Genomic DNA, 14,470 nt, shown 5'->3' with positions numbered 1-14,470 from the left:
GTTACAGTAAATTTAAAGTAGCCTCATATAGTTCATCATTTTCGAATGAATCGAGGTAAACCTTTGTCACCTTCTCTGATTCATGTCCCATCAGTTCGCTAATCTTACTAATTTCGACCCCACTTCTCTTCAAAACGGTTGCGAACGTGTGTCTCGCTACGTAGGTTGTTAAGTTAGCTTCTATTCCTGCCATTTCTGCTAGCACTTTCAAATCTTGGTTTATCTGTTTTGTGACTTTCTTAATACGATTAGTAATTTGAGGAATTGTTTTATGTTTCGACTTATCAAGATACGGGAATATATAGTCTCCTAAGCTATATTTTTGATAGTATGCGAGTATTTCTTTAGCGGGTGGTAAGAGTTGTACCACTTGACGTTGGTGTGTTTTGTTTCGCTCGTACTCCATCAAACCATCTGGGGATATATTCGTCCATTCGAGCTCGATAATGTCACTAATGTTGATTCCAGAACAATAATAGCTAAAAAGAAAAGTGTTTTGAGAATCATATAGTCTAGTTCCTTTTTCAATTTTGATAGAAGCTATTTTGACAATATCCTCCTTTTTGATAGCTCTTTTCTGCGTTTTAGTGTTGAATTTAGAGATTTTGTAATCAACAAAAGGGTCTGCTTCCTTCTTGGCAAAATCTTCTACTACTGCTCTATTGTACAAGGCTCTCAAAGTACGAAAGTGTACACTCATAGAAACCTCAGAAACACCTCTTTCCCTGAAATCTTGCTCAAACCTTCGCAAAAAAGAACCGTCTAATTCGGAAAAAGTGAAGTCTTTTTGATTTCTAAAGCGCTCAAGTACTTTCTTTAAATTTTTATGAACGTTTGCATTGCCTACCTTATCCGCTTTCATCAGGTCAGTTATTACCTCATCGAGAAACTGAAGTACTGTTATACGTTTACTTTGGTTTTTAAGTTTCTTGGTGAATTCTTCAGCAGTAAAACTTGCCTTTTCATCTTCTAACTGCATCAAAAGTCGTCTTGCATCTGTTTTTGTTTTTTCAATTTTAATAATCATTTCAGTGGCAAGAGGATGTTTTTTAACAGGTAAATTTTTCTTATCATCCCACATTGCTTTGGAGCAACTCATACCCACAGAGATATATTTAGGTTTTCGGTCTTTAATCAATCGAACCATAATAGGATGTTCCCCATTTTTTAATACTTTGGAGGTGTACAAAAGCACATCAATAGAAGCCATTTACAAATTTTGATTTATATGGTTTAAACATAGTTTAAACAAATGTAGCAAAAAAATACAATTAAATACAAATAACCAAAAGAATAAACGCATATAAACGTTTAAAAATCAGATATTTAAAATATATCAATACAAATAAAAAACAAACAATACATGCCTGCCACGCATGGGGTCGCGGGTTCGAGTCCCGTCCAGACCGCAAAAGCTCAGAAAGAAATTTCTGAGCTTTTTTTGTTTTACTTTTTATTGAATATTTTCAACTATAAACACTTATATTCTACGTACTTTATTTTTATTCTATTATTCTTTTTTTTCAAATTAGATTTTAATAATTTTAATCTACACAATACAGTAAAAATCACTTTTTATTCTTGTACTTCATCAAGATAAAACGTCCTTTTGATTCCCTCTTTCAATCAGGACATTGCTATTTCACTTTACACAACATTGATTCATTTGATAAAACAATCGCAATAAACTGCTTATTGTCGTTTGTTGGTATTTTATCTTTCTTCACTTTGGCATAATTTGTACCGCCAGTACACTATGCTTTTATAGTTGTGTAATATATGAATAACAATGCTTACCTCCTCATTAACCCGCTCAAGGAGTCGTCACTTGACCTAGCGAACAAAATCAAAGAACTTACCTCAGGAAAGGTAGTTATGGCGCCAAATATCGCAGTAGCTCAATTGTACCTTCAACAAGAATTGTACAACGCGATTTTTCTTACTTTACAACCAGATCAAGATATTCAATCTTTGATTTATCAGTTGCCGTCCAGTATTCCGATTGTGGTAGTTAGCCCAATCAAAGAATTGGCGTCAATAGCTTATGAGTATGAAAATATCGTCGACTTTATGCTTTACCCTTCTAGCGAAGCGCGTGTATGGAGAGCTTTGAATAGAGCTCAATACACTCCTATTCTTTCAAACACACGTATAGAGGATAGCTATGCTTTCATGAGAGCCGAAGCTCAAATGTTAAAATTCAACTTTAATGAAATTGAATATTTCTCTGCATTTGGTAGCTATTCAAAAATACATACAAAAGACAGTGTTCTGGTTATTAACGAGCCTCTCGATGTCTTGATGAATATTCTGCCTAGTGGTGTGTTTAGACGAGTTCATGATGCTTATCTTATCAATATCTATAAAATAACGGCTGTGGATTCGAAAAGCTTTTTTGTTCATGATAGAGATATTCCCATTGGAAAATCTTATCAAAAATCCATTAATTTCCTTTTTAATGTGAAAGCCCAATTTGTATAAATTACGATTGCGTTATTATACTTTAGGCAGAAAAGCTTCTGTGAATTTATTGGAAATATTTTTACCGAAAGCGCACAACTGAGAGCCGAATGCCATAAGCCAAAAGTATAAAGGTGTGCTTGACTAAGGCCTACGGATTATAGGCTAGAACGTATTAATCGTTAATACTTAAAAATGGTTAGGAGTACTTCGATTTGAAGGTATTCCTAACCATTTTTAGTATTTCACAATTGTATTATTTAATCATAAACACTTTAAGTCAAGGCTTAATTAGCCGTAATTTTAGTTTCTACAATATTGTTATCTACACGACCTTCTCCACCCGAGCCATACAGAATAGTTACTGTGATGTTTTGACTAGTATTGGAAGGAATACCTCCTTTTCGAGTGACAGTAAACCCAATTTTCTTAAAACTATTTTGGGGAATACTAACCCCAGGTTTTGCCATCACGGTGATAAAGTTTGTGTTTTCCGAAAATGTCCAATCACTGTTACTATTGGTGGATCCTCCCAATACATTGGATGTTCCTGTGTTGATAGAATAAGTAATATCAAACCCTGAGATTTTGGTAATTCTAAATCCTGTGATATTGCCTGATACGTTTTGTACATTATTTTTTTCAAAAACATTTACCACAATATCCCTTGCGTTGGAAGCACCTGTGAACTCTAAGCTATTTATTTCGGTAGTTGGGGTCAAATCTGGAATTGGCGCATCCTTCCAGTCGCTCGACGAACCATCAGATACATTTGGCACACCATCACCATCGGTATCACAATTTCCAGTACAATCTATTTTGCCATCCTCGTCCAAATCCCAGTTCGGATTTAGACCAGCCTCCAATATATCCGAAATTCCATTATTATCGCTATCTAGGTCATAAGGATTAGGCTTACCATCAAGATCCGTGTCGGGAGGTGCAAGTCCCAAACCCGCTGCTGCTGCCAGCGGTACACCCTGTAGGTTAACGGGGCCATCAACCATTCCGTCCTCATTCAAATCTATGCCCAAAGTTTCAGCCACATCTCTGATACCGTCATTATCGCTATCCAAATCTATTCTATTGGGAGTTCCATCTCCATCGGTATCAGCACTAAGTTGGGCATTTTCAACAGTATCTAAAATTCCATCATTATCGTCATCCAAATCTGTTACATCCGCCAAGCCATCTTTGTCTGTATCCAAAGGACAACCACTTGGTGCAATACCTGCTACTAATGGGCAAGTATCTATTTTATCGTTATAGGTATCACCATCAGTATCTGGATTTTTGGGGTCTGTGGTAGTCAAGTCTGGAATACCGTCGTTGTTGGGATCTATTTCTTCTTTGTTGGTAAGTCCATCGCCATCACAATCCAAAGCTTTCCACGCCAATGTGGTGGAAGCATATACTTGGTCGACAGTATTGTAGCTACAACCATCTTTCGGATTGGTATTGTCGAGTGGTGTTAATGCATTATTATCTGTACCTGTAAGCTCTTTGTAATTGTTTACACCATCTCCATCACAGTCGGCATTTCGCCATAATGTGGAGGTATTGGCTAATATTTGATTGGTAGCATTGTAGCTACAGCCATCTGTATAGTTTGTTCCATCTGTTATTTCTTGAGAATTTGAAACACCATCACCATCCATATCAGGATTAGATTCACGGTAGTCTGGTGTACCTGAGCTATTGAGGTCTGGAGGAGTTGGACTATTGGCATCACCATAACTGGTGGAACCATCGACGGAGGCAATAATTCCGTCGGCATCGAGGTCGAGGATACTATCTATTTTGCCATCACCATTTATATCCAGAGTTGCAGGATTACTAATGCCACTCTCGAGCAAATCAGATATACCATCATTATCGCTGTCTAAGTCGAGGTAATCTGCTCCTGTTGCGCTGTCGCTATTGAGAGGTACAGGATCGCTAGTATCGCCCCAGTTGGCACTTCCATCGGCGCTACTCATTATACCATCGAGGTCACTGTCGGTTCCATCAACGATTCCGTCACCATTGGCATCAATCAATGCAGCATTCCCACTTTCTATAATATCATTGATTCCATCGTTATCGCTATCTAAGTCATAGGGATTTTTGCGGGTATCTAAATCGGTGTCGGACAATACCAAGCCAGCACCAGCACTTGCGGGTATCCCTGTTCCTCCAATGATACCATCAGCAATTCCATCAAAATCAATATCGATACCACCACCTTCTATTACATCATTGATGCCATCGTTATCACTATCTAAGTCGATACGGTTTGGAACACCATCTCCATCAGTGTCAACACTGGCTTGTGCATTTTCTACAGTATCCAAAATACCATCGTTATCATCATCCAAATCGATACTATCTCCAACTCCATCGTTATCAGTATCAAGAAATACTGTAAGCGAAGTGGTGCTGTTGTCATTCCCAGATAAATTACCTGTCGTTTGTGGACCATTAAATCCTAGTGTACCAGTGATGGTTAGCGGACCACCGACGTTGACACCAGTATAACCAATCTCAATTTGACTACATGTTGCAGGGGCAATCGGTAGCGTATTTTCGAGACGAATATTCGACCCTTCGGTGGAAAGTACTGTCCAACCTACGATATTCACAGGTACGATCGAGGACCCAACCAGTGAGCTTGGAAGGCTAATGAGGGGTCTTAACTTATTGGCCGCAGCCGTTCGGATACCACCATCGTTGTTACAAATATCTATTATGACTCGACCAGTACTAGAGCCTTTGGCTACAGCAGCAGGTTGATTCAAAATATTTATACTAACATCTTGGGCGGCCGCTATCCCAGCAATACAGCTGAAAATAGCACAGAATAATACTACTCTTGGCAAAATGTACATAGTATAGATTGTGTTTGTTAAAAAATAAACGGATGTGAATTTTCCTTTACGAGATAGTTCCAAACAAGGATACTTATGCGGCTAACGTGCGCAGATGATTGCGAGAGAGATTCTAAACAATTGGATAATCCAATAACAATATCTACTTAGTGCGATTCGTGTTTTCTTGTTTTGATACTAGAACATCTATTTATTCAACTGCCATTTCTGATTGTTTTTTATAACTTTCTGTAAATAGCAATAAGCTCAGTAAAATTAATGTGCGGTTAAGTCTACTGAACAGTTTCAAAATTTGATGTAAGGATAAAGGAAGATTACACTAGATATTCTTCATTGATACCAATAAAGAACATGATTATCTATACAATATTCGTGCCGTAGTTATCTGGCTTATTTAAAAACCTTTATAGCTATACGTAATTACCGATACCCTGCATCAAACCTTAGCATTAGTGATTTTTGTCTATATTCATCATTGAGTACTTTTCTAGATTCAACGCGATTCATCTGAGCAATTTTCTATCAATGGAGCATCTGAAGCGTCTTTTATTTCAAACAATTTTCTAATTATTGGCTTACATCATCTATCTTCACGGCAAAAAACGATTAAAATATGTCCGTTAATTCTTTCATTGAAAAAATAAAAACTAATCCCGAGGCTATCGAGTTTCAGGAAGTGATTGCGGTAATTGATGCTTCTTATCAATTTCAACCAACAAAATTTCGTAATGGAAATACCGTTAATGAAGCAGGTCAAAACTCAGGCTCATGCAAGGTATTTTCATTTGCTAAGCTCAATGGTTTGAGCAAAGAAGAAACGTTGGCTTGTTTTGGCGCTTTTTATCGTAACGATGTGTTGCAAAATCCAGAAGGTACAGACCACCAGAATATCCGTAATTTTATCGAGTTCGGTTGGGATGGTATCGAGTTTGAAGGACAAGCCTTGCAATAACTCAGAGCTGTCGGATAGCGACTTTCGCTGCTTCATCTATGAGCACAAAGCTGGTAGCCGACAGCCAAATACATCATGAGCTTTTCGACGAAAATCCTTAAATTTGTGAATTAACGACGACTATAAGAAATGTTTGCAGAATTAGAAAATCCTTTGTTTATCGATCCCCACGAACTTGACCAATATTTGGCCGACGGGTGGTTTAGAATGGGGCAAAGTGTTTTTACGACAAACTTTCTCAAGTTCAACCACGTATTCTACAGTGCACTTTGGCTTAGAATTAATCTTCTTGAAGCTGAATTTCCTACTACCAAAAGTAAACTCCAAAAGCTCAACAGCAAATTTGAAGTAGAAATACAGCCTGCTCAAATCAAACCCATTCAGGAAACTTTATTTGATAAATATCGTAGCCATATTACCTTCGAAACCTCCAATTCGTTGGAGCAATTACTTTTTAACAATACACAAAGAGATATTTTCAATGCCTACGAGGTAAATGTTTATGACAAAGAAAAACTGATCGCTACTGGTTTTTTTGACTTAGGTCATGATAGCGGCGCGGGTATTTCTTGTTTTTATGACCCTGATTACAAAAAACATAGTCTAGGCAAATATTTGATGTTTTTGAAAATGGATTTTTGTATCAAGCGTGGACTAACATTCTTTTACCCAGGCTATTTTGCACCAGGCTATCGCTTATTTGACTATAAACTTGACCTTACCAAATCTGCGATGGAATTTCTTGATTTTCGCGATAATCAGTGGTATCCTATGTCAACATTTTCTGCAGACAATACCCCCTTGATTGAAATTCAAGAACGTTTGAATGAACTACAAATGCTGATTGAAAACGCAGGTCAAATTAGCAAAGTATATCATTATGAGTATTTTGACGCTAATCTTGTCCCTTCGCTTAATGGCTTAGGATTGCTGGACCATCCTGTCATGTTGGTATGTTTTGAAAGACAACCCAATCAAATTAATCCTATTGTACTGTTTGATATTCGCAAAAAACACTATCAACTTTGGCTTTGCAATAGTGTGTATGGTATGACCTATGAGAGCGAATATGATAATTTTTACGGAGAACATTTATTACATCCTTTTCGTCATCTTGTTAGCTGCGATACGGCTGAGGCCATGGCACAGGTAGTGACCACAGCACTAGTCAAGGTCGATGACTAAATCATATTTAACCCAATACAATTCCTTCATTAATATTTTTAAAAAGTATCCTTGTAGATTTATAAAGCCAATTTTAGCCCAAGAGAAATTATTGGCACATAATTAGCTTATTTCAGACAAACGACGTATTTTACAATACAATTGCAGAAATTAAGGGGGCATTTTTACCTATCGATTGACAATTACATTATAAAGCGTATCCCTTAAGACATCGAGAAAACAATCTAACCAAGCGACTATGAGGTTCTTGAGTGGAACAACTAAGCACATCCATCTCTTAAGACGATTGGTGCTTATCATAAGTTTACTGACTACTTTTGATACAGTTTACGCTACTAATTCGGGACAAATAGATTTGAGAAGTGTAAATTTGGAGGAACATGCTCCCATCTCTTTAGATGGAGAGTGGGCCTTTTATTGGAAAAAACTTTTTACACTTCAACAAGTTCAGCAACATCAACCCGACTTCTTTATCCATTTCACCAAAGTTTGGAATAAAGTCCCTCAACTCAAAGAGACTGCCAAAGCATACGGCTATGCAACGTATCATTTGAGATTGCTTATCGATGCAAAAAAGACGCCAGTTTTGGCCTTTTCTATACCCTCCATATATACCAGTTATCGTTTTTGGGTCAATAACACAGAACTAGCCCACAATGGGATAGTTGCCAAAGATAAGGATCATTATAAGCCTCAATGGCTTCCTCTGGTTCAGTCATTGGCTGTACAAAAAGATACCCTAGACTTGGTCATTCAAATCGCTAACTTTGATCATTATAAAGGTGGAGCCTCTCGCTCCATAAAAATAGGAGCGCCTAGTCGTGTATACCACGAGCGTGAGCTAGAATTAGCATCTGATATGTTGCTCACAGGGATTTTGGTGATGGGCGGTCTGCTGTTTTTTGGATTGTATCTGATGGGACAACACGAAAAGGAAGTACTCTATTTTGGCATATTCTGTTTGCTTTTTGTATACCGAGTAATTGGCGTAGACAATCTCTATTTTTTCATTATTTATTTCCTAGTCTTGACTGGCATTTGACCATCCATCTCGAATATGGTGCTATGTTTCTGAGCATATTCATTTACAGTTTATTTTTAAGAAAACTTTATCCATACGAAACCGACGGCCTTTTTATCTATTTTATGGCAGGAGTAAGCTTAGCATTTTTCATTATGATGCTTGCCGCTCCTGTTCATGTGTTTACTTACAGCGCTAACCTTTTCTATTATTTAGTATTAGTTTTTGTTGGATATAATTTCCTTACGGTCATAAGGGCTTATATCAACAAACGCCAAGGCACCCTTTATGCCATGTTGAGTATGGTTTTCTTCGGACTAGCTATCAGCTTGAGTATTCTAGGACATTATCAAATCATAAACTACTATCCTATTTATTTCTCGATGGGATATCTAGGATTTATCTTTTTCCAAAACCTTATTTTAACATATCGCTTTGCCTTTTCATTACGTAACTCCAAAGAATTGGCAGAACAAGGAGCGAGAGCAAAATCTGAGTTTTTGGCCAATATGAGTCATGAAATCAGAACTCCCCTGAATGGTATCATTGGGTTTACAGACTTGTTGATGAAAACCAAACTTGAGGAAACTCAACGCAAGTATATGTCGACAGTTTCGCAATCGGCACATTCGTTATTGGATATTATCAACGATATTCTGGATTTCTCGAAAATAGAAGCTGGTAAATTGGAGCTATCCATTGAAAAAACAGACATTTTCGACTTAGGTAATCAGATTATCAGCATGATAGCGTTTCAGGCAGATAGCAAAAAACTAGAAGTTCTTCTTAATATTTCTCATGATACCCCTAGGTTTGTCTGGACAGACCCTGTTCGTTTAAGGCAAATTTTGGTCAACCTATTGGGCAATGCCGTAAAGTTTACAGCGCAAGGAGAAGTAGAGTTGAAGATTGAGGCCTCTCAGAGCTACAACGAAGGAGAATGGCATTTGAAATTTTCGGTAAGAGATACAGGTATCGGGATTGACGAGGCCAATCAGGCCAAGATTTTTAATGCTTTTTCACAGGAAGACGAATCCACAACACGGAGGTTTGGTGGTACAGGCTTAGGCTTGACTATTTCAAACAAACTTTTGGGCTTGATGAAAAGTACCCTTCAACTCAAGAGTAAAAAAGGTCTTGGTAGTACGTTTTATTTTGAAATCACTGTTAAAGCCGAAGAAGGCGACCCATTGCAATGGGATAATTTGGAAAAATTACAAAAGGTATTAATCGTAGATGACAATGCCAATAACCGACATATTTTGAAAGAAATGTTGGCGATTAAATCTATTGCCTCTGATGAAGCGGAAAATGGCATTCAGGCCTTAGATTTTATGAAGGAAGGCCGTCAATATGATTTGGTGTTGATGGACTACCACATGCCATACATGGATGGTCTCGAAAGTATCAAACACATACGAAAACTACCTGACTATACTCCAGAGAAACAAGATATCCTTTTGTTGTGTAGCTCGTCCGACAATCAAGAAATCATTGATGCATGCCGAACCTATTCGGTGAAGCAAAGATTAATGAAACCAATTGGGTTAAATACGTTATTTAATGCCCTGTCACAGTTGGATTCGCTTCATGCAGGAGAGAATCTAATACTAGAAGCTCCACAATGGCTGAGTGCAGAAAAAGTCAATATCATGATTGTGGAAGACAACCCAGTAAACATGATGCTTGCCCGAACGATTGTAAAAGGTCTTTTGCCACAAGCCAAACTTTTAGAGGCAGAAAATGGCAAAGTTGCTGTAGATTTATTTAAGATTAACTGGGTGGATATTATCTTAATGGATGTTCAAATGCCTATTATGAGTGGTTACGAAGCAACCCGTTTGATTCGTGAGCATGAAAATGGCAAAACGAAGACACCAATTATCGCATTAACTGCTGGAACCGTAAAAGGAGAACGAGATAAATGTTTGGAAGCAGGAATGAATGATTATATCACCAAACCCATTGTGAAAGGAGCTTTGGAAAAAGCCCTTCAAGAATGGCTCAATCTTGAACCCAACTTGGCACCAATAACGGTTGTAGAAGATCGTGTATCTTCTACCAATAAAAAAATACACTTCAATAAAGAGGATTTGTCTCATAGACTAGGTAACGATACTACCTTTATGAGTCAATTACTCGAAATAGCCGATAGACAATTACAAGAGTTTTTGGTAGAGTTACATGAATTATTTGCCAAGCAAAATCTCAATGGTATCAAGTCCCTAGCACACAAACTCAAGGGGACTGCCTTATCGAGTGGGTTTGATGAGTTAGCCCATTTAGCCGAAAAACTAGAGAAACGAGAAGAATTTGACCTTGATTATTTTGAGCAATTAATCAAGGAGTTAGAGCAAGAAGTTCTTATTACAAGAGGGATTATTGCGAAGGAGATGTAGGATGTAAATACTTGGTATTATTCAAGTAAATCAGCCTTTCTAAGTTTAATTACTTCAGAAAGGCTGATTTTTATTTACTATTGAGCTGATAAATCTGACTTGGAGGGAATAATAAACTTAGTGCATTGGGTTTTATTTTAAACAGTGGCCCTTTTTCCACGACCTTACCTGATACAGTTTTTTTTATTAAATGATCAAGAGTTATGATGCCTTGTTCCAATAATATATCAAATTGGGAAACTATTGGTTTTTGTGTATGCTCAACTTTTTTATAGAGAAAATGTTCCCTGCCATCTATCAATATCGAATCTGCACTTATCCAAAAAGTTTCATTATGTTTTTCCAATAAACGAGAATGAAGAGTCTCAAGGCCCCAGACGACGAAGTCCCCAACTGTAACTTTCTCTGAAGTTTCAATTAAGTGTCCAATATCTGTATTTAGCTTCAACTTTAAGCCTTGCGAATTTTTTACTATTGCAGAGACAGTACAATATAGTTTCAAATCTTCTCCACGTTGATAACCAAACTCATTAAGTATCTCCCCAGAGCTCTTAAATTTACTTAGATTCCAATCAGGAACTTGTGCAAAAAGGTTTTTCCGATTTCCTCTTTTGTCTCTAAATGATTTCAATTCAATACCTTTATAATCAGGTTTTTTTGATGAATTAATATCAATTCCCAACAATGTCTCCAATGTTCTACCTACTGCTGTATCAGCTTGAAGCATTGCAGGAATAGCACCTCTTGATGCAACTTTATGCAACAAATCTAGCAACTCGTCTGCAATAAGTCGAGAACTAGCATTTATCTCTTCAATTAACTCTTTAACAGGATTGTTTGAATCGGATTCTATTAGCTGCACTAAATCCAGACTTGTAAGATTCAGGACATATAGTTCCCTTCGAAATGCTATAATTGCCAAAATATCATTAGCATTTGCATAAGTCCCTAACCCTTTAAACCAAACTCTTGGGTCTCCTTTTTTGGTATTCGGTCTGTACAATGAAGCTATCGAATCCGTGATAGAATTATTACCTACCAGATATGATTTTATCTGAATTTTATTTTCAGGGCCTTGTCCTTGAGAATCAAAATCGTGAATCGATTTCCTCTTTAGGTAATTTCTTACAGAACCTGTAGCATCCATAATTGATTTTTCGAGTCCAGTTGCAGTTGGTTCAATTAATGTAATTTCTACAGATTTTTCTGTCAAAATCTCGATATGCTTAATTTCAAATTCGGTTAAAGGCCTCATTTAGTCAATATTTTTCAAGATTTCTAATGCTACAGCTCTCGCCATTAGCGGAGGTACAGCATTACCTACAAGTGTAAATTGTGGCACTTCAAATTTTCGTTTATTTCCCCCAGTTGAACGCTTTCCTTGAAATACAAAACTATCATCAAATGACTGCAATCTAGCCATTTCTCTAACAGTCAAAGCTCTTGGACTTGAAAAGTGTACATAGTCATCAGGAATTGTCATTACTGTCGGGCTTTGGCCTTCTGCTTTTAATACATTATAGTTCCTTTTTTCAGAATCAAGCCCTATCTCCTTTAATTCCTGCTTGGCTTCGTCATAATTACCTGTACTAAGTATTACATCAAGCCTTTTTATTACTTCAGCATTTTGCTTACTCGTTTTATGATTCTGCAACGGAGCAACTACATGTGTTAAAATATTTTCTAATTCTTCAGCATTACGTACGTAAAAAGGGTTTTTAGCATTACTAAATCTCTCACTCAATCTGCCTTTCCTCGACCATTCTGCGTAGGTTAATCCTAACTTATTATTCGGCTTTCCATCCACAGTGCGTTGCTTTAATAAAGCTTTCATTTTTTCAGTTTGACCGTTATATTTTGATTTAAGGTCTACAGGTTCATAGTTAAACTTTTCCTCGTCATTTCCAATAAAATCCAAATCATAAAGTGCTTCAAAAACGGTAACTTTCTCTTCTGCCGATACTGTAGCAGGAATTATTTGAATCATTTTTTGGTCTTTGCGACATCCTATAAAAAGAACTCTTTCTCTATTTTGAGGAACACCATAATCCGAGGCTAATGCCACAAAAGGTTGTTCAATGTTATATAGGCGTATGTGACTCAATATTTCTTGAAACTCCTTTTCTACATTTTGACTTTCTGCTATCTCCGACAAATCTCTTACACATTCATCAAATGAGTAATCATAAATCTCCAAAGCAAGAATAATATCAGATATATCCTTTTTATATTCCTCTTTAGGATTCAATCCTTTAAATGCTTCATGAATACTTGCAATGATTGCACTTGGCTCAATCGAAATTAGAAAATCATCGAATTTTGAAGCGAAAAAGTCGTTATCTAAATCACTATGATTTTTTTCTTGAATTACTTTTTTTCTAATATACGCAAGTTCGTTGGTACGTTTCAACAGATTAAAGCCATGTCTAATGGTATTGAAATTCACGTCTGTCTTACTTGTTTTATAATCTGCGATTTTGGGAGCAAGCACTCTAAATTTGCTTTCTATTGATTGGATATAACTCTCACGGAGCGCATCCAATTCCTTTTCTATTGCTTTCTCAAAATTTAATCTTTGTAAATAGCAGTCTAAAATAAATGTATTATATGTTACGTTCCGCTTCAATGTTGCTACAAAATGTATTAACTGATGAAACTCTTGCAAGTCGATGATTGAACGGATTTCCTGTAATATCATTTCCTTGATTTTACCACCTTCTTTTGTAAGGATGCCTTTTACGTTTTCCATTACAAAATATTTTGGTCGTAGAACCTTGATGACATTTAGATAATTGGCGAATAAATCATCTTTTTTATCAAACTTTTTTCTTTTTCCCGCCAAGCTAAAACTTTGACAAGGAGGGCCTCCACACACTACATCTATTGTTTGACCTTTAAGTTTTTTGTTAAGATTATTTAGAAAATCTGGCTCTGTAATATCCTGTCTTAAAAATTCAGCATCTAAGCCTAGTTGATAATTATAACGGGCTAAATGCGTTAATTCACAATTATCATTAATATCACTTGCTAGACGAAAGTCATATAGTTTATCTCCAAACTCTGCTTGTAAAAAACCTTCGCTAAATCCGCCTGCTCCAGCAAATAAATCAACAAATGTAATTTTCTGTTTATTTTGATATTGTATATCATCTTCGCAAACCATAGTAATATCTGTATTGAATTTTCGACTACTTACCAATGAAGCTATCATTTCTTTTACTTTTTTATCAGTAAAATGAGAATGTGGAGCAGTCTCGAAGTATTTTTCAACCTCTAATTTTAAAAAACTTAAGAATTTGTTGATTGATTTGTATCTAAAATCGGAATTCCTAACCTGTTGATTTACATTATCCCAATCATTTTTAAGTACTTTTTCACCAGTTGCAACTTTAATGTTGACACCTTTTTGTCTCAATACTAGGTGTATTGGATAATAAGTACTTTTATCTGCCTTATCTAAATAAAATTTTACATTAATCATATTGCGGACATTTTTACGGACACGGACAAATTTACGGACATTTATTAAATAAACAACAGGTAATATTCCAAAATACATCCAAACATTTATCAATCCCCCCATAAA

The 14,470-nt window shown here is 36.5% G+C and carries 9 protein-coding genes; 5 read left to right on the top strand and 4 right to left on the bottom strand.

The annotated features are described in order from the left end of the window. Position 1: 1 nt before the first annotated feature. On the bottom strand, positions 2-1,210 hold the full coding sequence (locus BWI92_RS08975) for a site-specific integrase (RefSeq protein WP_095162116.1): 1,209 nt from the start codon (positions 1,208-1,210) through the stop codon (positions 2-4). Between the two features lie 569 nt (positions 1,211-1,779). Here BWI92_RS08975 and BWI92_RS08965 point away from each other — a divergent pair. After that, the gene (locus BWI92_RS08965) at positions 1,780-2,481 is read left to right on the top strand and encodes a LytTR family DNA-binding domain-containing protein (RefSeq protein WP_095162112.1); all 702 of its coding nucleotides are present in this window, start codon (positions 1,780-1,782) and stop codon (positions 2,479-2,481) included. Positions 2,482-2,747: 266 nt separating this feature from the next. Here BWI92_RS08965 and BWI92_RS08960 read toward each other — a convergent pair whose 3' ends face one another. Next, entirely contained in the window at positions 2,748-5,327 is a 2,580-nt protein-coding gene (locus tag BWI92_RS08960) for a hypothetical protein (protein ID WP_095162110.1), read from the bottom strand. Between the two features lie 613 nt (positions 5,328-5,940). Between BWI92_RS08960 and BWI92_RS08955 the strand changes: the two genes are divergently transcribed. The 4 genes from BWI92_RS08955 to BWI92_RS08940 all read left to right on the top strand — a co-directional run bounded on the left by BWI92_RS08955 (position 5,941) and on the right by BWI92_RS08940 (position 10,884). Then, positions 5,941-6,279 (top strand): HopJ type III effector protein, encoded by a 339-nt coding sequence (locus BWI92_RS08955; RefSeq protein WP_095162108.1) that lies wholly within the window; start codon positions 5,941-5,943, stop codon positions 6,277-6,279. A 129-nt stretch (positions 6,280-6,408) separates the two neighbouring features. Beyond that, a complete protein-coding gene (locus BWI92_RS08950; RefSeq protein ID WP_095162106.1) occupies positions 6,409-7,464 on the top strand; it encodes an arginyl-tRNA--protein arginylyltransferase in 1,056 nt (351 codons plus the stop codon). Between the two features lie 238 nt (positions 7,465-7,702). Next, positions 7,703-8,506, top strand: coding sequence for a hypothetical protein (locus BWI92_RS08945; protein WP_141234729.1), 804 nt, complete (start codon positions 7,703-7,705; stop codon positions 8,504-8,506). Then, on the top strand, positions 8,419-10,884 hold the full coding sequence (locus BWI92_RS08940; protein ID WP_310588887.1) for a response regulator: 2,466 nt from the start codon (positions 8,419-8,421) through the stop codon (positions 10,882-10,884). The genes BWI92_RS08945 and BWI92_RS08940 overlap by 88 nt, the downstream gene beginning before the upstream one ends. 70 nt (positions 10,885-10,954) lie before the next feature. Here BWI92_RS08940 and BWI92_RS08935 read toward each other — a convergent pair whose 3' ends face one another. Together BWI92_RS08935 and BWI92_RS08930 are read right to left on the bottom strand one after the other, a co-directional pair. Beyond that, positions 10,955-12,139, bottom strand: a complete 1,185-nt coding sequence (locus BWI92_RS08935; RefSeq protein ID WP_095162100.1) for an MvaI/BcnI family restriction endonuclease — start codon at positions 12,137-12,139, stop codon at positions 10,955-10,957. Further along, positions 12,140-14,467, bottom strand: a complete 2,328-nt coding sequence (locus BWI92_RS08930) for a DNA cytosine methyltransferase (protein ID WP_229362881.1) — start codon at positions 14,465-14,467, stop codon at positions 12,140-12,142. Between the last annotated feature and the right edge of the window lie 3 nt (positions 14,468-14,470).

This window comes from Flectobacillus sp. BAB-3569, assembly GCF_002270355.1.
Classification (GTDB): Bacteria; Bacteroidota; Bacteroidia; order Cytophagales; family Spirosomataceae; genus Flectobacillus; species Flectobacillus roseus.
This window is presented reverse-complemented; position numbering and strand designations above follow the sequence as displayed.